Origin of the sequence: Microbacterium sp. W4I4 (genome assembly GCF_030816235.1) — a bacterium.
Classification (GTDB): domain Bacteria; phylum Actinomycetota; class Actinomycetes; order Actinomycetales; family Microbacteriaceae; genus Microbacterium.
Genome location: NZ_JAUSXT010000001.1, coordinates 1,884,286 through 1,904,139, shown reverse-complemented (window position 1 = coordinate 1,904,139; position 19,854 = coordinate 1,884,286). Strand labels below are relative to the sequence as shown.

Genomic DNA, 19,854 nt, shown 5'->3' with positions numbered 1-19,854 from the left:
CATGGAACCGTTCGATGAGATCGCACTGACCGGTCTGACGGTCTTCGGTCACCACGGCGTGTTCGACTTCGAGCGCCGCGACGGGCAGGAGTTCTCGATCGACCTGCTGCTGCGGCTGCCGCTGCGGCCGGCCGCGGCATCCGACGATGTCGTCGACACCGTGCACTACGGCGAGCTCGCCGACCGGGTCGCGGCGATCGTCGCCGGCGAACCGGTGAATCTCATCGAGACGCTCGCGGAGCGCATCGCGGATGCCGTGCTCGAGGATCAGCGCGTGCAACTGGTCACCGTCACCGTCCACAAACCGCACGCCCCGATCGCGCAGACCTTCTCGGACGTCGCGGTGACCGTGCACCGGGGACGGATCCTATGAACCGCCGCCTCACGCACCTGACCCCGCCGCCCGACCCGCGTCCCGGCCGAGAGCCGCAGGTCGCGGTCATCGCCCTCGGCTCGAACGAGGGCGACCGCGGAGACATGCTGCGCGCCGCTGCGGAGCGGCTGAGCCGGCTGCCGCTGGTCGACGATTTCGTCATGTCGGAACCGATCGAATCGGTCGCGGTGAAGCTCGACGGTCCCGACCCCGACGCACCTCCGTATCTGAATGCGGTCGCGCTGATGACCACACGGCTCGCACCGCAGGTGCTGCTCGTGATGCTGCATGCAGTCGAGGAGGAGCAGGGACGGGTGCGCCTCGAGCGCTGGGGCGACCGCACGCTGGACCTCGACCTGATCGCCTACGGCGACTTCCGCAGCGATGAGGAGCACTTGATGGTTCCGCATCCGCGGGCCGCTGAGCGGCTGTTCGTGCTGGAGCCGTGGCTGAGTGTCGATCCGGAAGCCGTGCTGCCAGGTGCCGGCCGGGTGGACGAACTGATCCGCCGGCTGAAGGACACATCATCGGACTCAGGGACGGAGCAGTGAAGCGCACATCGATCGGCGTCCTCGCGGTGCTGGCGCTGCTGTCGGCGGGGGCGGGCTTCGGCTTCGACCACCTGCTGACGGCCACCGGTCGCGCCACGTTCGTGCCCTCGGTGTTCCTGCCGATCCTGCTCGTGCTGCTCGCAGTCGTCGTGCTGGGCCTGGCCTGGCCGGTGCGGCGCAGCCTGCGCGGCGGAACGCGGATCGACCCCTTCCGAGCGCTGCGCGCGGCCACGCTCGCACGGGCGTCGAGCCTGCTCGGGGCGATCCTCGCCGGATTCGGTGCCGGACTGCTCGTGTTCCTCGCGACGCGACCGGTGCCCGCGCAGGTAGGGTCGACTGTGGCGATGGCCGCCCTGATCGTCGGCGCACTGGTGCTGATCAGCGCGGCGCTGGTCGCCGAACAGTTCTGCACTCTGCCGAAGGATTCCGATGACCGAGAGCCCGACGACCCCGCCCCGTGACTCCGAGGGTTTCGAGATGCCGGTGACACCGCCGCCGGCATCCGGTACCGCAACGCCCGCGGCGCCCGAGCCTGAGGCACCGGCACCGCCGGCACCGCCTGTGACACCGGCCCCGCCTGTGGCACCGGCCCCGCCTGTGACACCGGCCCCGCCCGTGCCGCCGGCATCCGGTACCGCGGCGCCCGTCCTGGACGCGGGCACCTACACGGCTCTGCGCACCCCGCGCGGCTCCGGCGCCCTGGCGCTCGACGGCTCGTGGCATCAGATCTCGCCGCGCTACGTCGCGTCGCAGTTCGTGCAGAACGGGATCTTCATCGCCTTCCTCGTCGTCGTGGCCCTGATCGTCGGCATCGCTCTCGAGCAGACCTGGGTGTGGATCCCGATCGGCGTCGTCATCGCCATCACCCTGATCACGCTGATCATCCTGCCGCGGCAGGCGAAGGCGCTCGGCTACATGCTGCGCGAGGATGACGTGGTGTTCCGCCGCGGCATCCTCTGGCAGCGCATAGTGGCGGTGCCGTACGGGCGGATGCAGCTCGTGGACATCACGCAGGGGCCGCTGGATCGGGCCTTCGGAGTCTCGCAGCTGAAGATGGTCACGGCCGCCGCGACCACCGGAGTGCAGATCCCCGGGCTCGGCCAGGAGGCCGCCGAGGCGCTGCGCGACACTCTGATCGAGGTCGCCGAGACCCGCCGGACCGGCCTGTGAGCACGCCCGATCCGCTGAACGGGCTCCCGCCGGAAGCCCCCGCCGCGCAGCCGGCCGCCGTGCTGCCCGAGGGCGGTTCATCCTCGCTCGCCGACGGCGAGTGGCACCGGATGCATCCGCTCACCCCGCTGTTCAAGGGCGGCCTGGCGCTGATCGTCGTCGCCGGCATCGTCATCTCGAACATGCGCGATCGTGTGATCGGGTGGGTCGTGAGCGTGTTCGCCCCCGATGAGTCGCGCTACCTGGAGTACGGCGGTGACCCGGTCGACTGGGTGCTGGCGAACAACTTCCTGCTCGTGGCGCTGCTCGGCCTGCTCGCCCTCGTGATCGTGCTGGTCGCGATCTTCTGGTTCGTCTGGCGCTTCCAGCAGTTCCGCATCACGGGCGATCACGTCGAGGTGCGCAAGGGGATCGTCTTCCGCTCGCACCGGCGTGCACCGCTGGACCGCGTGCAGGGCGTCAATCTGACCCGCCCGTTCCCGGCGCGCATCATCGGGCTCGCGAAGCTCGAGGTCGTCGGCGCCGGCACCGACGCGAACGTCCCCCTGGAGTACCTGGCCACCTCGCGGGCGGAGTCGGTGCGCGCCGACATCCTGCGTCTGGCATCTGGCGCCCGGGCCGCACGCGCACAGGAGCGCACCGGTGCTCCCGCGTCGGCCGGCAGGACATCGCAACTCGTCGGATCCGTGAACGCGGGTGTGACCGACCTGATCGCGGGCGTCGATCTGGCCGATGTCGGGCCCGAGAGCGTCGTCAAGATCCCGACCGGACGCCTGGTCGCCTCGCAGCTGATCTCGGCTGTGCTGTGGGTGCTGTTCTTCGGCGCGATCTTCGCCGTCGCGCTCTCGGCCGCCTACTACGGCATGACCTCGGACGGCGACAGCGGCGGTGAGATCGTCATCGCCATGGTCGGCATCGCCCTCGGCATGGGCGTGCCGCTCGTGATCGCGGTGGTCGGAATCACCTGGGCGCAGATCTCGAAATCGCTGCGCTACTCCATCGCGCCCACCCCCGACGGTGTGCGCATTACCTACGGGCTGCTGACCACGGTCACCGAGACGCTTCCGCCCGGCCGGATCTTCGCGGTCGAGGTGACGCAGTCGCTGCTGTGGCGCCCGTTCGGATGGTGGACGATCAAGATCAACCGCATGAGCGGCAAGAGCGCCAGCCAGCAGCAGTCCGGCAGCGCGCAGCAGTTCAACGTGGTGCTGCCGGTCGGCAAGCGCGAAGACGTCGAACGCGTGCTGTCGCTGATCCTCCCCGATGCTCCGCAGAGCGACCTGCCGCTGGTGTGGGAGCACGGCATCCTCGGACCGATCGCCGACGACCCCTACCGGACGATCCCCGCGCGCGCCTGGTGGCGTCGCCCATTGTCGTGGAAGCGCCACGGATACGCGATCACCGAGTTCGGCGTGCTGCTGCGCCGCGGCCTGGTATGGCGCAAGCTCGCGATCTTCCCACTGGCACGCCTGCAAGGCGTGTCGGCCAGCCAGAGCCCGGTCGGTCGGTGGCAGCGGGTGTCCGGCGCGCAGGTGCATTCGGTCACCGGACCCATCTCCGGCACGCTGTCCGGCCTGGAGCGCGACGACGCGATCGCCCTGCTTGAGAACGCCAGCCGCGCGGCCGCGCTGGCCGCGTCCCGCGACCACTCGCACCGCTGGGGCGAATGGTCGGACGCATGATCTGACGCGCGGGATCAGGTCAGGTCGGCGCGGTGATGATCGATGACCTGCGCGGCCTCGTCGCGCGGCTTGCCGGTCTCCTCGGCCACGCGCACGTCGAGGGACTGCACGACGGGAGCGTGCAGCCCCATCAGACGCACGTCGCACACCAGCGCACCGTCGACGCAGGGCACGGTCCAGCGCAGGGTGGCCGCATCCGGGGCCGACAGCACTCGCACTGAGAGTGCCGCCGCTGACGGCAGGGGCGATCCGGTCTCGGCCACAGCCTCGCGCAGACGCCGTGTGCGCACCGCCGCGGGCACGTCGCGCAGTACATTGCGTGCGAACAGACCCCCGAGCTCCCACGCCGTCGGATCGTGCAGCGGAGCACCTGAGCGGATCATCGCGTCGAGCCGCTCAGCCGCTTCGAGGGTCTCGGACCACGGCCGCACGATCGCGGCCGGGGCGTCGATGCGGCGCAGCACGTCACTGAGGAGGTGACCGGCGACCCGTCCGGCGCTGAAGGCGTCGGAGTTCCCGAAGACGACGACGCCGATCCCGGTCGTCGGGTGCCAGCGCATGTGCGACGAGAACCCCGGAAGGCCACCGGCATGCTGCACGACGCGCCCGAACCGGCGGTCGTGCTCGACGACCAGCCCGTACCCGTACCCCGCGCCATCGAGCACGCGGTCGCCGAACTGACCCGACGTCGGGGCGATCAGTGTCTGAACGCTCTGCATCTGACGACGCGACTCCGCTCGGAGCACGGCGTCGCGCTCGGCATCCGCGCCGTCGAACGCCGAACCCAGGAAGTGCATCCATGCGGCGATGTCGGAGACGGTGCTGAACAGGCTGCCGATGCAGCCGAGCGCTCCAGTGCCGACGTACGGCTCAGGGGTGAACGTCGTCCCGTCGTCGAAGGTCCGATACCCGAGCGCGAGATCCGTTCCGGTCGGATAGAGCTCGGCCGAGGCCCGTGTGTCCACGAGGCCCAGCGGTGCGAGGATCTTGTCGCGCACGACGTCTTCGACGCTCCGGCCCGTGACGGCCTCGATCGCACGGCCCGCGAAGGAGATCCCGAGGTTGGAGTAGTTGTACACCGTTCCCGGCCTCGTCGCGAGGGTCAGCCCGCCACCGACGACGGCGGACATGAACTCGCGTGATTCTCCGAGGTGCTCATCGCCCCACGCGTTGTCCTCCCCGAGACCCCCGGCGTTGCGCAGCGCGGCGTCGAGCGTCAGCGCGTCTCCGTCGACGTCATCGCCGAAGCGCGCCGTGGCGAGCTCGGGGACGTACCGCGACACGGGCGCCTGCAGGTCGAGCCGGCCCTCATCGCGCAGCGCGAGCACGGCTGCGGCGAGGAAGCTCTTCGACATCGAGGCGATCCTGAACACCGTGCCGGGTATCGTCATCGCGCCGTCGCCGCGCGGCTCTCCGTGAGCCGACACGGCGATCGTTCGCCCGCGATAGGTGACCGCGGCGATGCATGCCGGGGCCCGGCGCAGCGTCTGGTCGTCGAGCTGCGCTGCCAGCGCCTCACGCGCGTGCGCCGTGAGCTCGTCGACCGCGACAGTCACCGGGATGCCCTCCCCGCCGCGGCGGCGCGCACCGCGACGGCGAAGGCCGTCACCATCGCGTGACTCGCCCGCGTGTTGCTCTCATCGCCGCGTCGTGCCTCGGCGAGCAGCTCGGCCACGGGGCGATCCGTCGGCGCCGGGCTGGTCGGCTCCTTCCACCTGGTGAGATCCTCGGCACCGACCTCGGGGTGGAACTGCAGCCCCCGCACGTGAGAACCCAGCCGGAACGCCTGGTTCTCCACGGCGTCACTCGAGGCCAGCAGCACGGCGCCGGGAGGCAGCCGCGTGATCATGTCCTGGTGGTTCTCGATCATCGGCGCTGCGTCCCCGAGCGCACCGAGGAGAGCGTCCCGGCTGCCCTCGGGGGACGGCGTGATCACGGTCGCGCCGCGCTCCTTCGGCCCGAACGACGCCCTGACCTCGCCACCGGCGACATGGGCGAGCAGCTGACCGCCGAGGCAGATGCCGAGTGTGGGCAGGTCGGCGGCGATGGCCTGACGTGCCAGTTCACGCTCCTGTGCCAGCCAGGGTGCGCGGTCGTCGTCGTCGGGCATGAGCCCGCCGCCGAGCATCACGAGCCCGTCGTAGCCGTTGAGATCGGCGGGCAGTCCGTCGGCCCCCAGGACGGCCTCGACACGGATGCCGTCCTCCCGGAGCCAGTCGCCGAGACGGCGAGGGCCCGAGGACTCGGCGTTGACGACCACGAGCACGCGCGGATGCTCCGCGGCGGTGCGCCGAGCGACGTCGACGGAGGGCGCGACCCAGGAAGGGGCGGGGGCAGTGCCGGCGAGGAACGCCGCATAATCGCCATCGGACGCCTCCAGCACGCGCAGCGCATTGCCGTGAGCGATCGCCTCGAGTTCGTTCTGCGTCCATCCGCGCCGACGCAGCTCCTCGAGAAGGTCCTGATACCGGGAGACATCGTCGAGACCGGACGGCATGGCGTCCGTGCCGTCGTAATCGGCGCCGATGCCGACGGCGTGGACGCCGGCGACCTCGCGGATGTGCTCGATGTGGTCAGCGGCATCGGCGATGCCGACGAGCGGCATCGGGCCGACCTCACCGGACAGCACCCAGTCCCTTCGCGCCTGCGAGAGGAACGAGGGCACGAACGCGACCATCACGATGCCGCCTCGCTCGCCGATCGTCGCGAGCACGTCGTCGGGGACGTTGCGCGGGTGATCGCACAGGGCGAGCGCCCCGGAATGGCTGACCATGACTGGGCGCGTGCTCGCGCCCAGTGCATCCCGCATCGTCGTCGGGGCGACATGGGCGAGATCCACCAGCATCCCGATGCGATTCATCTCGCGCACGACCTCGCGCCCGAACTCGGTGAGCCCACCGTGGCGGGCGTCGTCGGTCGCGGAGTCGGCCCAGTCGATCGTGCGCGACCATGTCAGCGTCATGTAACGCGCGCCGAGACGTGCGTACTGTCGCAGCACTGCCAGGGAGCCGTCGATCTGCGCGCCGCCCTCCACGCCGATCAGCGAGGCGATCCTGCCCGCAGCCATGGCGGCGCGCACTTCACCCGCGGTGCGCGCGCACGCCAGCCGATCGGGATGCGATTGCACGAGCCGCTGCACGAAATCGATCTGCTCGAGGGTCGCGGTGACCTGTTCGGCGCCGTCGAGGGCGGGGTCGACCCACACCGACCAGAACTGCCCTGCCACTCCGCCGGCGACCAGACGGGGCAGGTCGGTGTGCAGTTCCGGCACGTGACCGTCGAGACCCGTCGTCGCGTAGCCGTGACGTTCGCGACGTGCCCAGGCGAGGTCGTTGTGTCCGTCGATGACGGGGATCATGCAGTCAGCCTTTCGATGGTGGATCCGGTGTTCCCGGCCGCGCTGTCGAACACGCGCGACGAGTGCTCCCGCAGCCAGTCGGCGTTCACCTCGTACCCGAGGCCGGGCGCCGTGGGAACCCGCACCCGTCCCGCCTCCGCCACGATCGGCGGCGTGACGATGTCACGCGCGTAGTACTTGTCGGAACCGGACACGTCGGAGGGAAGAGTGAAGTTGGGCAAGGACGAGATCGCGACGTTCGCCGCTCTCCCGATGCCGAACTCGTGCATGCCGCCGCACCACACAGGAACACCCGCCTCCGCCGCGAGCGCATGTGCACGGCGCGCCACCGACAGGCCCCCCATGCGGGACACCTTGATGTTGAGCACTCGTCCGGCATCGAGGGCGAGCATGGTGCGCAGATCGCCCAGGTCGACGATGGACTCGTCGAGGCACACCGGGGTGTCGAGCGATCGCTGCAGCGCGGAGTGGCTGACGAAGTCGCGCGGGGCGAACGGCTGCTCGATCATCGTGAGCCGCATCGCATCGAGTTCGCGGAAGATCGCCGTGGTCTCGGGGCTGTCGGGGTATGCGCCGTTCGCGTCGACGTGCAGGTCGAGATCCGGATGCGCCCGGCGCACCGCACGCACCGGGTCGACGTCCCACCCAGGGGCGATCTTGAGCTTGATCCTGCCGTAACCCGCCGCGAGCTGCCGCTCCACCTGGACGAGAAGGTCATCGATGCTCGGCTCGATGCCCAGCGACACGCCCGCCGCGACGTCGATGCGGGTGCCGCCCAGTGCTGATGCGAGCGAGAGGCCCGCGGCGCGCGCGTGCAGATCCCAGGCGGCGATGGAGAAGCCCGCCTTCGCGAACTCGTGGCCGCGGATCCGTGACCATGCCGACTCCAGTTCCTCCGGCTCGTCCCACTCCGCGCTGAGGGAAGCAGGTACGAGGTAGCGCAGCGCGATCGACCATGCCGTCTCGGTCGTCTCCGCTCCGTAGTACGGATCGGCGGGGGAGGCGATCTCGCCCCACCCGACGCGTCCTTCGCGGTCGGTCGCTTCGATCAGCAGATGGTTGATGCCGGTCTTGCGGTGCGAGCTCGTCTCGAACCCGTGCACCAGCGGCAGCGAGACGTCGAACAACCGGAGTCGATCGATCCTCATTTCCTTTGCTCCTTGTCTGCGTCGGTATGGGGACCGGGGTGGTGCAGTCCGAGGTCGGTCGCGAACCGGTCCCTGGTCGCGAGCCGCCGGCGCGCACCCTTGGCGCTCGCGGTGGTGAGCGTGGAGAGCAGATGGCAGACCGCGGCCACAGAGGTGGGCGAATCGGCGTACGAGGCGGATCCCGTGTGAACACGGATGAGTGAGGACGCGCTTGCGGCCAGGGGGGCGTCGTCGCTGTCGGTGATGACGACGAGCTGGCCGCCGGCCTCCCGGAACAACTCGCCGAATCGCACCGTCTCCGCGCGGTACCGCCTCATCGAGAAGACGATCAGCACGTCGCTCGCACGCACGTCCGTGAGGACGGTGAGCGGCGAGAGCGCGCGACCGTCCACGAGGAACACATTCGACAGCGTCGCCGACAGATCGGCGCCGAGGAGCTCCGCGTATGCCGCCGCCTTGCCCAGCCCACCGATGTAGCGCCGGCGGGCGCCAAGGATGAGCGTCGCGGCGCGGGGCACGTCGCCGCTGCGGGTGAGCTCGTCGAACGTCCGCTGGAGTGAACGCGTTTCCGTCTCGATCACGCGGGCCTGCAGCGCCTCGGCCGAGATGTTGGTGCGGATGCGCTCTCCGTACCGCTCGCCGGGGGAGACCAGCGATCGGTCGTGCAGGCTGTCATCGAAGTCGTCGGGTTGCGTCGGCTCTTGTCGCTCGGACATCATGCGTTCTCCTCATCCAGACGGCGAACCGCAAGGTATGCGGCCGTGGTGGCATCGACTCTCCTGCATGCGACGAGGGTCCGGTCCTCGGCAAGAAGAGACCGCACTCCGTCGCGGACCAGCTCCATGATCTCGGCGCCGGATGATGCGGATCCCGAGGTCTGCGCCGGCACCGGCAGCCAGACCGCGTCTGCATCCGTATCCTCGTGGCGCGTGGGGCGCCCCCAGTCGGATGAGCCGAATGCCGGCGGGCGTATGCTCCGCGCCGCGTCATACGGATCGGTGCGCCGATCCAGCACCCAGTCCACGACGACACGATCGGTTCCCGGGCGGTCGTAGTAGTCGTCGATGCAGTCGATCCCCTCAGCGCGCAATGAGCTGAAGTTGAAGTGCGCGTTGCGGGTGAGCAGCGGGTCGAAGGTCCACCGCATGCGTCGATGGCCCCACCCGAGGGCGACATCGCGCTGGGCGCGCTTGAGGAGGCGACCGACGCCCGCTCCCTGATGCTCGGCGTGGACGACGGCGGCCTGCGAGTAGTGGAACTCGCGACCCGAGGCGTCGCGCCCCGAGAAGCCGTAGGCGAAACCGGCCAGCGCCCCGGTGCGCGTATGCACCCCGACGACCGACCCGCCGTTGCGCACGAGTGCGCTCAGAAGATTCGTGTTCAGCTGCAGATCAGGACTGTCATAACCGAATACGCAGGCGTAGAGCTCGGCGGCGGCATGGAACTCCGCGTGCGTGCGCAACGTCGAGCTTCGATAGGGTCCCGTCGAGGCGTCCTGCATGATACGCATCCTATATTCGTCCTTGCGCGTCGCGATAGTACTGAATTGTCAAGCATTGACGCGTGCACCGACTCTCGGATACGTTTCGTAAAAGGGTAGGACGGGGAGTGGCATGCGGCGTGACGACATCGGGGAACGCGAGCGCGTCCTGACCCGACTCGAACGTCTCGTCGCGATCGAGTCGCCCTCTTTCGACCGTCCTGCCAGCGGCGCGGTCGTCGGGCTGCTCGCCGAGTGGTGGACATCCGCCGGCGCGGAGGTGCGTCTGATCGAGAGCGCTGCCGGCACCGACCTGGTCGCCGAGGTGGCGGGCGTCGGCGATCCCCTGCTGCTCGTCGGTCACTCCGACACCGTGTGGCCACGGGGAACGCTCGACGGCGAGGTGCCCTGGCTCGTGGACGGTGACACGGTGCGGGGCCCGGGCGTCTACGACATGAAGAGCGGACTGATCGTGATGATCGCCGCGATCGAGCGTCTGCGCGGACGTTCGCATCGCGCCGTTCGCGCCGTGATCGTCTGCGATGAGGAGGTGGGCTCGCCGCATTCCCAGCAGCTGCTGCGCTCGTGCGCCATGGGCGTGAGGGGCGCGATCGGGTTCGAGTCCCCGCATCCGGACGGCGCGCTGAAGGTGGGCCGCCGTGGCAGCACGCGCGTGCTGCTGACCGTGCGGGGCCGCGCGGCGCACGCGGCGCTCGATCCGGATTCGGGAGTCTCGGCGATCGATGAACTCGTCGACCAGTTGATCGCGGTGCGGGGTATCGTGACGGATCCTGCCCTCGCGGTCGAGGTTCTGTGCAACGTCGGCACGATCACCGGGGGAGGGCGCGCGAACGTCATCCCGGCAGATGCCTCGGCAGAGATCGGATTGCGATTCGTGGATGCCGATTCGGAGCACCGCGTCCTCGCCGCACTGCGCGAGCTCCGTCCCGTGCGCGAGGGCGCGGTCGTCGACCTGCGCGTGCTCAGCCACCGCCCGGCATGGAGCCCCTCGGCCGCGGACGAGCGGCTGCGCGAACGGGTGAGCGTCGTCGGCGACCGGATCGACCAGCAGATCGACGCGCGTCCCGCCAGCGGGGCAGGAGACACGAACCTGCTCGGCAGTCTCGGCATCCCCACCGTCGACGGATTCGGGCCGCGCGGCGGTGGGGCTCATGCGGCCACAGAGCACGCGTCGATGGCGTCGCTCATGGAGCGCATCGACCTGCTGACCGCGCTTCTCGCCGACATGCCGGTCTAGTCGAGGTACGGCCGCGGGCACCGCGATGACGATCCGATCACCACGCAGCATCGCCCACGACCGCCGGAAGCTCGTGTCCGCGCGGCGTGACGACGTAGACGGTCCGACGGCTGTACGACCACGCCGTGTCGAAGGCCGCGCGCGGGTAGGTGCGCAGGCCGGCCGCGCCGCCGGGGTTCGCCGGGTCCGCGACCAGGACGTCGCCGTCGGCGGTGAACCCGCGGATGACGACCAGATGCCCGGTCGGTGCGCCGTAGTCCGCGCCGGACAGTTCTCCCTTGCCGAAGCGGATCGAGGCGACGATCGGGACGCCGGCATCCGTCAACGTCCGCGCGGCGCGCAGCCCCGGCAGTCGGGTCACGAACGCCTCCAGGCCCAGGGAACCCGCGAGAGCGGCGTTGAACGACCAGTTGCCCGTGCCTTCGTAGGCGATGTCGTATACGGAGCGGGCGACCCACGGCACGTGCGGATCGGCGCCCTCGGGGATCTCCTCGGGTGCAGCGGTCGGGATCTCGGTGCCCCAGGCCAGGGCGACCATGGTCAAAGAGGTCGGTGAGCACCAGACGGGGCCACCGCCCAGATCGTCTCGTGCGGGGTACGCCCGCTGCGACAGCGGGCGCACCGAGGCTGCCGCGCCGAGGATCCCGCCGATCGCATCGGTGTCTGCGAGTGGTGCCGGGTCGGCCGACGCAGTGACGTTCACCGTCGCCAGGTGCAGTGGTCCTGCGGACCGGTCGCCGTCCGCGTCCTGTCCCTCCCCGAGCGTGATGCGCAGCTGCACGGCGTCGAACTCGGCACCGGCGGGAGCTGTCAGCACGTCGGTGTCGACCACGGGGATGCCCTGTTCGCCCGGCTTCGCCGCGGAGCGAGCGGGGCTGGTTCGGGCACCCGGCTCGCCCCAGGTCGCGAGCGACTGCCACGGATGCCAAGCGCCGTCGGGGCGGCGCGAGCGGATGTCGACCTGTGCGGTCGTCCCGGCATCCAGATTCCATGATGCGATGGCGCGGTCGGCGGCGAACCCCGGTTCCAGGATGTCGGAAGTCCATCGGGGCCCCTCCCAGCCGACGCGGGTGTCCGCGCGCATCAGCAGTGTGCGCCACGTGGGCACCGTCGGGGCGGGTGAGGTCGGCATCGGGGGTGCTCCGTCCATGGGGGATGATCCGTAACGGATCCTCCGCCATCTGTCCCTGTCGCGTCAAGGGCCGGGTGCGGAGGCGGCATTCGGGCGACGCGCCGAAGTGAAGCCCGCATTCCTGATCATTTCGCGCTAAGCAAGCCCTGCTGTGCCGTCGAGGCGAGGGTTCCCTCGCGCTGCGAGGCCCCCGCAGACCCGTCGGCTGCAACACAGCGTTAACAATCATTTGGTACGAATGTGTTGACCGCATCGTGTGATGTGCGGTTCTATTGCTCCAACCCTCGGGGCCGACTGCGGACTCCGGCAGCGATGGAAGGACTCTCATGCGAACTCGACACCGCAAACATCTGATGCGCGTGCTGTGCGTGGCGGCAGCGACCGCCTTGATGGCCACGCCGGCCACCATGGCGAGCGCGAGCGCGCCCTCCGGCATCCGCGCCGCGGAATCAACCGCACCACCCACCTCCGATGCCGACAGCAAGACGCTGCGGATCGCGACCTCGGGCTTCGTCGACTCGTTCAACCCGTTCACCTCGATCTACCTCCTGCCCACGAACACCCTGCGCTACACGTACGAGTTCCTCGTGCAGTTCGCGCAGGAGGACGGCTCGCCCACGAAGGGCCTCGCCGACAGCTGGGAGACTTCAGAGGGTGGCAAGGTCTGGACATTCACCCTGCAGGACGGCCTGAAGTGGTCGGACGGCGAGCCGATCACCTCGGAAGACGTCAAGTACACGTACGAGACGATGATGAGCGACCCCGCGCTCGGCGTCGCCAACGGCAACCTGCTGGCGAACCTCGACTCGATCGACACGCCGGATGAGAAGACCGTCGTGCTCACCATGACCGCTCCGCAGGCACCCAACCCCGGAGTCGAGATCCCCGTCGTGCCCAAGCACGTGTGGGAGAAGATCGACAACCCTGCCGAGTACCCGAACGACAAGGACGTCGTCGGCTCCGGCCCGTTCCTGCTGGAGAGCTACAAGGCGAACCAGTTCATCACGCTCAAGGCCAACCCGGACTTCTGGCGCGGCGCCCCCAAGATCGACAAGATCCAGTACATCTACTACACCAACTCGGACGCGCAGGTGCAGGCGCTGCGCTCCGGCGACGTCGACATGGTCACCGGTCTCACGGCTACGCAGTACGAAGCGCTGAAGAACGTCGACGGCATCACGGTGCACTCGGGTCAGGGTCGCCGCTATTCGTCGATCGGTCTGAACTCCGGGTGGAAGACGCGCACCGGTGAGGCGTACGGCAACGGCAACCCGGCACTCCAGGATGTAGCCGTGCGGCAGGCGATTCGCCTCGGCACCGACATCGAGACGCTGCTGGACAAGGTTCTGGGCGGCTACGGCGTACTGGCGACGAGCTTCGTCCCCGCCTCGTACCCGAACTGGACGCTGCCCGCTGACAGCCCGGTCATCATGAAGTACGACCCGGATGCGGCGAAGAAGAAGCTCGATGAAGCGGGCTGGGCGGTCGGAGCGGACGGCATTCGCGTCAAGGACGGTCAGCCGCTGAAGCTCCGACTGTTCGTGGACTCGTCGAGCATCACCGAGCAGTCCGAGGCTGAGTACTTCGTGCCGTGGATGAAGGAGATCGGCATCCAGGTCGACATCGAGTCCACCGACGTCGACACGATCAGTGCCGAGACCTCCGCGGGCAACTACGACATGTACTTCAGCGGGTGGAGCATGGGCGCTGACCCCGACTTCCAGCTCGGAATCAACACCTGCGCGAACCTCCCGACCGGCACCGACGGATCGGGCGGCACCTCGCAGGACGGCTGGTGCGACCCGGAGTTCGACAAGCTGTACGACGAGCAGCACACCGAGCTCGACCCCGAAAAGCGCAAGGCGCTCGTGCAGGAGATGCTCGAGATGAACTACGAGGCCACCGCTCAGGTCGCGACCTGGTACGCCAACAGCCTGGAGGCCTACCGCTCCGACCGATTCACGGACTTCTCCCTGATGCCGAAGAAGGGTGGCATCATCGCCAACCAGTCCGGCTACTGGGGCTACCTGACCGTGCACGCCGTCGGTGACGCCGAGACGGCCAAGGGAGGCCCGAACGTCGGCCTGCTGGTGACCGGTGGTGTCGTCGGAGTCCTCGTCATCGGTGCCGTGATCCTGCTGATGGTCCGACGTCGTCGCAGCGCCGACATCGAGTGAGACGAAGCGCGCCGTGGCGTACCCTCCGGGGGCGCCACGGCGCGCTTCATCCGAACGTCACGATCATCCGCGTCAAGCGGCAGGACAGGAGACCGACGTGTCCGATACAGTGCCGGCCACCGAGGCCGTCATCCTCGAAGAGCAGGGTGATTCCGCCCCGCGCGGCACGCCCGCGCTGAAGTACGCCCTCACCAAGATCGGCGGCGCACTGATCAGCCTGGTGATGGTCATCATCCTGGGATTCTTCGCGTTCAAGATCCTTCCGGGCGACCCGGTCAAGGCGATGGCCCGCGACAGGCCGATGTCGCCGGAGCAGATGGAGCAGCTTCGCAAGCAGCTCGGTCTCGATCGTCCGCTCCTGCAGCAGTTCACCGACTACATCGGGAACGTCTTCACGCTGAACTTCGGTGAGAGCTACGTGTACCACGAGTCCGTGGCATCCCTCATCGGACAGTACTTCTGGAACACCATCCTGCTCACCGGCACCGCCGCGGTCCTCGCCATCTCGCTGGGACTGTGGCTCGGCCAGAAGGCCGGCTGGAAGCACGGCTCGACCTTCGACAAGATCACCTCCGGCACCTCGCTCGTGCTGTGGTCGGTGCCCACGTTCTGGCTCGGGCTCATCCTGCTGATGGTCTTCGGCGGGACGCTGCACTGGTTCCCGACCGGAGGGATGGTCTCATCGAGCCCACCTGCGGATGCCATCGGCCAGGTGTTCGACGTGATCTCTCACATGGTTCTCCCCGTGGCCACGATGGTGGCCGTCGTCTATGCGCAGTACGTCATGGTGATGCGCGCATCGGTGATGGAGGAGATGAGTGCCGACTATCTGACCACGGCTCGGGCCAAGGGGCTGCGCGACGACCTGGTCCGCACCCGCCACGCCGTGCCGAACGCCCTGCTGCCGGCTGTGACGCTCGTCTTCATGCACATCGGAGGACTCATCGCGGGAGCCGTCACTGTGGAGACCGTGTTCTCCTGGCCCGGTCTCGGCAAGCTCACCTTCGAGGCGATCCAAGGGCCCGATCTCCCTCTCCTGCAGGGAACGTTCGTGGTCTTCTCGGCGATCATCATCGTGATGAACCTGTTCGCCGACTTCATCTATCGCTGGCTCGACCCGAGAGTGAGGCGCGCATGAGCATCCGCACCGACATCACCGCCCGCTCCCCGCGCGGCATGGCGTGGGCTCGCCGCCGCAAGGCCGCCGGCGACTTCTGCCGTGAGTTCTCCCACAGCCGCGCGGGCATGGTCGGGCTCGTCTTCCTCGCGGTCGTGATCGTCTTGGCGATCCTCGCGCCGGTGATCGCGCCCGCATCGATGCTCGACGTCACCAAGCTGCTCGATTCACCGCGATTCGCGCCGCCGTCGTGGGAGCATCCGCTCGGCACCGACCATCAGGGCCGTGAGATCTGGGTCCGGATGCTCTGGGGCACGCAGGTGTCGCTGGTCGTCGGATTCGCCGCGACCGCCGTGTCGATGATCATCGGCACGATCGTCGGGATCGCCGCAGGCCACTTCACCGGCTGGGCGGGCGGCGTGCTGATGCGCATCATCGACTTCTTCCTCGTGCTGCCCTCGCTGATCCTCGCCATCGTGCTCTCCTCGGTGCTGCAGCGCGGCGTGTGGACGATCGTGATCGCGATCGGCCTGACGTCATGGGCGGGAACAGCCCGTGTCGTGCGGGCGCAGACCCTGTCCGTGGAGTCGCGCGACTACATCGAGCGATCCAGGGTCCTGGGGGCCGGCCATTGGCACATCATCGTCAAGCACCTTCTGCCCGGCGTGCTGCCCCTGGTGCTCGCCAACACGACGCTCACGGTCGGGTCCGCGATCATCGCCGAGTCGACTCTGTCTTTCCTCGGACTAGGTGACACCACGCTGCAGTCGTGGGGCGCGGTGCTGAAGAACTCGATGGATGTCTCCGCGGCCACCAGCGGCTACTGGTGGTACGTGCTCGTGCCCGGCATCGCGATCGTGCTGGTGGTTCTCGCCTTCACGCTCGTGGGGCGCGCGGTGGAGAACATCATCAACCCGACCCTGCGGAGGCGCTGAGCGATGCCCGATCTCACATTCGACGACGTCTCGATCACCTATCGCACCTCTGCGCGCCACGACCGTGGCGAGATCGCGGCGGTGCGAGGAGTCTCCCTGCAGCTGCCCGCCGGCGGCACACTCGGAGTCGCCGGCGAATCCGGCTCCGGCAAATCCACCCTGGCGATGAGCGTCCTGCGGCTGCTGCCGGGCAACGCCACTCTCACCGGAAACGTTCGCGTCGGTGACACCGACATCACGGAGCTCGGCTTCGGGGCGCTGAGGGCGCTGCGCTGGTCCGAGGCGTCGATCATCTTCCAGGGGGCGATGCACTCGCTGAACCCGGTGCGCACGGTGGGGCAGCAGATCACCGAGGCGCTGGAGCTGCACGTCGCCGATGGGTGGCGCACGGAGAAGTCGCGCCGGGAGCGCGTCGCGGAGCTGCTGCGCGTGGTCGATCTCGCCCCGCGGAAGGCCGACGCCTACCCGCACGAGATGTCGGGTGGGCAGAAGCAGCGCGTGATGATCGCGATGGCGCTGGCGTGCGAGCCGGAGATCATCATCGCGGACGAGCCCACCACGGCGCTCGATGTCATCGTGCAGAAGCAGATCCTGGAGATGATCAGCACACTCGTCGCCGAGCGCGGCATCTCGATGCTGATGATCAGCCACGATCTCTCGGTGCTCGCCACGGCGTGCGACCGGATCGCGGTGATGCGCGACGGTCAGCTCGTCGAGGTCGGTGAAGCCCTGCGCGTGTGCCTCGAACCGGAGCATCCGTACACCAGGCAGCTGGCGGAGGCGTTCCCCACGATCGGCGACCCCGCGTCGCGGATGAACCCGGTGACCAGGCGCGAGTCGTCCGAACGGGCGACGCCGACGGCGCAGTCCCGGTCGTGGACGGCTGATGATGTTCTGCTCGAGGCGAAGGGGCTCAACGTCACCTATCACGGGCGCGGCCACGCACTGCGGGCCGTCAAGAACGTCGATCTCGCGGTGCACAAGGGGGAGATCCTCGCCCTCGTGGGCCAATCAGGCTCAGGCAAAAGCACGCTGGCGCGAACACTCGTCGGGCTGCAGCATCCGGATGACTCTTCGACCGTGCAGTTCCGCGGCAAGGATCTGCCCCGCAGCGGCAAGGCGCTGCGCGCGTTCCACGGTGAAGTGCAGATGGTGCTGCAGGATCCCACTGCGGCGCTGAACCCGAAACTGAGCGTGTACGAGTCCGTCGCCGAGGGGCTGCGTGTGCAGCACTACAGCGGAGACGAGCGGGAGCGCGTGGCGCAGAGCCTGACCGATGCCGAGCTGACCCCGCCGGAACGCTTCATGGGCGCGATTCCGCAGGAGCTGTCCGGTGGGCAGCGGCAGCGGGCGGTCATCGCCGGAGCGCTGGCCGTCGGACCGCAATTGCTGGTGGCCGATGAGCCGGTCGCATCGCTGGATGCCTCGGTGCGCGGCGAGATCCTCGCGCTGCTGCTGTCGCTGCGCGAGCGGCTCGGGCTCAGTGCTCTCGTCATCACTCATGACCTCGGCCTCGCGTGGAACATCGCGGACACCGTCGCGGTCATGCTGGAGGGCGAGATCGTCGAGTACGGCCCGACCGAACAGGTGCTGTTGGATCCGCAGCACGAATACACGAAGCGCCTGCTCGCGGCGGCGCCCACGATCGAGAGGCGCACCGTATGAGCGTCGCCGCCGTTCACGTCGAGCGCGACGCCTACCTCGCCACGGCACCGCTCCAGGCGGGTGACGTGGTGCACCTGGTGTCGCCGTCGGGGCTCGGGAACGCGGAGAGCCTGGAGCGCGCTGTCGGCTACTACCGGCAGTGGGACCTCGATGTCAGAGTGGCCGAGCATGTGCTCGACCCCCATCCGAGGGCGAAGTACCTCGCGGGGCCGGATGCCGACCGCCGCGAGGACCTCGTGCGCGCCTGGCTCGACCCCGACACGGCCGCTGTCGTATGCCTGCGCGGCGGTTTCGGCGCGATGCGACTGCTCGACGGCATCGACTGGGATGCCATGAGCGCGCAGTCCACGCGCCGCGACGGGCGTCCGAAGCTGCTGACCGGATCGTCCGACGTCACCGCGCTGCACGAGGCATTCCGGGTGCACCTCGATGTGCCGACCCTGTTCTGCCCGATGCCGGGCAACGACGTCTTCCGCGATTCCGAGACGATCCGCACCGACGTGCACCGCTGGCTCTTCGAGCCGTGGGCGGGTCGGAGCATCGTCGGTCCGAGCACCGAAGTGCTCGTGCCAGGTCGTGCGACAGGCCGCTTCACCGGTGGCAACCTGAGCCTGCTCGCCGGGGGACTCGGTGCGCCGGAAGCAGCGGATGACCCAGGCGGCATCCTCTTCCTCGAAGACATCGATGAGGAGATCTACCGGCTGGACGGCTTCATGTTGCAGCTGATGCGCTCAGGGCGGATTCCCGCCGCATCCGCGATCGTCCTCGGATCCTGGCACAAGTGCGGAGAACTCGATCAAGTGCGTGAACTCATGCGCGAGTACCTCGCCGATCTCGGCGTGCCGGTGCTGTGGGAGCAGGGCTTCGGGCACGACCCGAACGCCCTCAGCATCCCGCTGAACGTGGACGGCGTGCTCGAATCGGAGGCCGGTGACGGCATCCGCCTCACGATCGGAGGAGCACAATCATGAACATCGCGCTTCCCGCTCTCGACTTCCGCGCGACCTGGTCGATCCGGATCGTGGATGCTGCGGACGGATCCGTTCTGGCCGAGCACGATCCCGACGTCGTGTGCCAGACGGCGAGTGTCGGCAAGGTGTTCCTTCTGATCGAGGTCGCCCGGCGCCTCGTCGACGGCAGCCTGTCGCCGGATCAACGGGTCGAGGTTCCCGACGAGTATCGCGTCGAGGACTCCGGTCTGCTGTACCGCATGCGCAACCAGACCATCTCGGTGTACGACGCTGCACTCCTGGTCGGCGCGTTCAGCGACAACCTCGCGACGAACGCGCTGATCCACCTGTGCGGACTGGAGTCCGTGCGCGCTGTCGCGCCGGAACTCGGGTACGCCGACACCTCGCTGCTGGACTACATCCGCAATGAGCGGCTTGCCGGGATGCCGTGGACGCCGTCGTATGGAACGGGCGCCGAGTTGTCGGATCTCATGCGACGGCTGGGCGCGCGCGAGGTGATCTCACCGGAGGTCAGCGACCTGGTGCTCACGTGGCTGGCGGCGAACGCCGACACCTCGTTGGTCGCCGACTCGCTGCTGCTCGACTCGCTCGCGCACGTCGAGGCGGAGTACCAAGGCATGGTGCTGCGCCACAAGACGGGCAGCACCTCCTTCTCGCGCATCGACGTGGGGTACCTTTCAGGTCCGGAGGCGACGGTCGCCTATGCGGTGGCGGCGAACTGGCCCGGTCTCGGCATCGACCTGCGTGCACCCGTGCTGGCAGCCATGCACACGATCGGCGAGCACCTGCGACGGCATGTGACCGGTCGTGATCTGGACGGCGTCTGAACGCCTGCGG

General features: G+C 68.8%; 18 protein-coding genes. 12 read left to right on the top strand and 6 right to left on the bottom strand.

The genetic code is table 11. From position 1 onward, the window contains the following. The first annotated feature begins 1 nt into the window (after position 1). From folB to QF046_RS09000, 5 genes are all read left to right on the top strand, one after another. The gene (folB, locus tag QF046_RS09020) at positions 2 to 373 is read left to right on the top strand and encodes a dihydroneopterin aldolase (RefSeq protein ID WP_307368754.1); all 372 of its coding nucleotides are present in this window, start codon (positions 2 to 4) and stop codon (positions 371 to 373) included. Next, the gene (folK, locus tag QF046_RS09015) at positions 370 to 924 is read left to right on the top strand and encodes a 2-amino-4-hydroxy-6-hydroxymethyldihydropteridine diphosphokinase (RefSeq protein ID WP_307368752.1); all 555 of its coding nucleotides are present in this window, start codon (positions 370 to 372) and stop codon (positions 922 to 924) included. The genes folB and folK overlap by 4 nt, the downstream gene beginning before the upstream one ends. Continuing rightward, positions 921 to 1,385 (top strand): DUF3180 domain-containing protein, encoded by a 465-nt coding sequence (locus QF046_RS09010; RefSeq protein ID WP_307368749.1) that lies wholly within the window; start codon positions 921 to 923, stop codon positions 1,383 to 1,385. The genes folK and QF046_RS09010 overlap by 4 nt, the downstream gene beginning before the upstream one ends. Positions 1,386 to 1,521: 136 nt before the next feature. Beyond that, entirely contained in the window at positions 1,522 to 2,094 is a 573-nt protein-coding gene (locus tag QF046_RS09005; protein ID WP_307372791.1) for a PH domain-containing protein, read from the top strand. Further along, entirely contained in the window at positions 2,091 to 3,776 is a 1,686-nt protein-coding gene (locus tag QF046_RS09000) for a PH domain-containing protein (protein ID WP_307368745.1), read from the top strand. The genes QF046_RS09005 and QF046_RS09000 overlap by 4 nt, the downstream gene beginning before the upstream one ends. 14 nt (positions 3,777 to 3,790) lie before the next feature. Here the strand turns inward: QF046_RS09000 and QF046_RS08995 are convergent, their stop codons facing one another. The 5 genes from QF046_RS08995 to QF046_RS08975 are packed head-to-tail and all read right to left on the bottom strand — an operon-like array spanning position 3,791 to position 9,783. After that, a complete protein-coding gene (locus QF046_RS08995) occupies positions 3,791 to 5,332 on the bottom strand; it encodes a serine hydrolase (RefSeq protein ID WP_307368741.1) in 1,542 nt (513 codons plus the stop codon). Next, entirely contained in the window at positions 5,329 to 7,134 is a 1,806-nt protein-coding gene (locus QF046_RS08990; protein ID WP_307368739.1) for a membrane dipeptidase, read from the bottom strand. Before QF046_RS08990 ends, QF046_RS08995 begins: the two co-directional genes overlap by 4 nt. Next, a complete protein-coding gene (gene menC / locus QF046_RS08985) occupies positions 7,131 to 8,282 on the bottom strand; it encodes an o-succinylbenzoate synthase (RefSeq protein WP_307368737.1) in 1,152 nt (383 codons plus the stop codon). Before menC ends, QF046_RS08990 begins: the two co-directional genes overlap by 4 nt. Then, entirely contained in the window at positions 8,279 to 9,001 is a 723-nt protein-coding gene (locus QF046_RS08980) for a MurR/RpiR family transcriptional regulator (protein ID WP_307368734.1), read from the bottom strand. Before QF046_RS08980 ends, menC begins: the two co-directional genes overlap by 4 nt. Further along, positions 8,998 to 9,783 carry a GNAT family N-acetyltransferase gene (locus QF046_RS08975; RefSeq protein WP_307368731.1) on the bottom strand — a complete coding sequence of 262 codons (786 nt, stop codon included), beginning with the start codon at positions 9,781 to 9,783 and terminating at the stop codon, positions 8,998 to 9,000. Before QF046_RS08975 ends, QF046_RS08980 begins: the two co-directional genes overlap by 4 nt. Before the next feature lie 112 nt (positions 9,784 to 9,895). On the opposite strand from QF046_RS08975, the gene QF046_RS08970 reads away from it, so the two are divergent. Then, a complete protein-coding gene (locus QF046_RS08970) occupies positions 9,896 to 11,020 on the top strand; it encodes a M20/M25/M40 family metallo-hydrolase (protein ID WP_307368728.1) in 1,125 nt (374 codons plus the stop codon). A gap of 37 nt (positions 11,021 to 11,057) precedes the next feature. Here the strand turns inward: QF046_RS08970 and QF046_RS08965 are convergent, their stop codons facing one another. Next, entirely contained in the window at positions 11,058 to 12,170 is a 1,113-nt protein-coding gene (locus QF046_RS08965; RefSeq protein WP_307368725.1) for a C39 family peptidase, read from the bottom strand. A gap of 308 nt (positions 12,171 to 12,478) precedes the next feature. Between QF046_RS08965 and QF046_RS08960 the strand changes: the two genes are divergently transcribed. The 6 genes from QF046_RS08960 to QF046_RS08935 all read left to right on the top strand — a co-directional run bounded on the left by QF046_RS08960 (position 12,479) and on the right by QF046_RS08935 (position 19,844). Next, positions 12,479 to 14,329 (top strand): ABC transporter substrate-binding protein, encoded by a 1,851-nt coding sequence (locus QF046_RS08960; RefSeq protein WP_307368721.1) that lies wholly within the window; start codon positions 12,479 to 12,481, stop codon positions 14,327 to 14,329. A 97-nt stretch (positions 14,330 to 14,426) separates the two neighbouring features. Beyond that, complete coding sequence (locus QF046_RS08955; protein ID WP_307368717.1) at positions 14,427 to 15,467, top strand: ABC transporter permease; 1,041 nt, start codon at positions 14,427 to 14,429, stop codon at positions 15,465 to 15,467. Then, positions 15,464 to 16,381 (top strand): ABC transporter permease, encoded by a 918-nt coding sequence (locus tag QF046_RS08950; protein WP_307368714.1) that lies wholly within the window; start codon positions 15,464 to 15,466, stop codon positions 16,379 to 16,381. Before QF046_RS08955 ends, QF046_RS08950 begins: the two co-directional genes overlap by 4 nt. 3 nt (positions 16,382 to 16,384) lie before the next feature. Next, complete coding sequence (locus QF046_RS08945; RefSeq protein ID WP_307368711.1) at positions 16,385 to 18,046, top strand: ABC transporter ATP-binding protein; 1,662 nt, start codon at positions 16,385 to 16,387, stop codon at positions 18,044 to 18,046. After that, a complete protein-coding gene (locus QF046_RS08940; protein ID WP_307368707.1) occupies positions 18,043 to 19,017 on the top strand; it encodes an LD-carboxypeptidase in 975 nt (324 codons plus the stop codon). The genes QF046_RS08945 and QF046_RS08940 overlap by 4 nt, the downstream gene beginning before the upstream one ends. Then, positions 19,014 to 19,844 (top strand): serine hydrolase, encoded by an 831-nt coding sequence (locus tag QF046_RS08935; protein ID WP_307368703.1) that lies wholly within the window; start codon positions 19,014 to 19,016, stop codon positions 19,842 to 19,844. The genes QF046_RS08940 and QF046_RS08935 overlap by 4 nt, the downstream gene beginning before the upstream one ends. The last annotated feature ends 10 nt before the right edge of the window (positions 19,845 to 19,854 follow it).

Coding starts and splice junctions, on each gene's coding strand:
- folB (WP_307368754.1), top strand. CDS start 2: ATGGAACCGTTCGATGAGATCGCACTGACCGGTCTGACGGTCTTCGGT.
- folK (WP_307368752.1), top strand. CDS start 370: ATGAACCGCCGCCTCACGCACCTGACCCCGCCGCCCGACCCGCGTCCC.
- QF046_RS08990 (WP_307368739.1), bottom strand. CDS start 7,134: ATGATCCCCGTCATCGACGGACACAACGACCTCGCCTGGGCACGTCGC.
- menC (WP_307368737.1), bottom strand. CDS start 8,282: ATGAGGATCGATCGACTCCGGTTGTTCGACGTCTCGCTGCCGCTGGTG.
- QF046_RS08980 (WP_307368734.1), bottom strand. CDS start 9,001: ATGATGTCCGAGCGACAAGAGCCGACGCAACCCGACGACTTCGATGAC.
- QF046_RS08975 (WP_307368731.1), bottom strand. CDS start 9,783: ATGCAGGACGCCTCGACGGGACCCTATCGAAGCTCGACGTTGCGCACG.
- QF046_RS08970 (WP_307368728.1), top strand. CDS start 9,896: ATGCGGCGTGACGACATCGGGGAACGCGAGCGCGTCCTGACCCGACTC.
- QF046_RS08965 (WP_307368725.1), bottom strand. CDS start 12,170: ATGGACGGAGCACCCCCGATGCCGACCTCACCCGCCCCGACGGTGCCC.
- QF046_RS08960 (WP_307368721.1), top strand. CDS start 12,479: ATGCGAACTCGACACCGCAAACATCTGATGCGCGTGCTGTGCGTGGCG.
- QF046_RS08950 (WP_307368714.1), top strand. CDS start 15,464: ATGAGCATCCGCACCGACATCACCGCCCGCTCCCCGCGCGGCATGGCG.
- QF046_RS08945 (WP_307368711.1), top strand. CDS start 16,385: ATGCCCGATCTCACATTCGACGACGTCTCGATCACCTATCGCACCTCT.
- QF046_RS08940 (WP_307368707.1), top strand. CDS start 18,043: ATGAGCGTCGCCGCCGTTCACGTCGAGCGCGACGCCTACCTCGCCACG.
- QF046_RS08935 (WP_307368703.1), top strand. CDS start 19,014: ATGAACATCGCGCTTCCCGCTCTCGACTTCCGCGCGACCTGGTCGATC.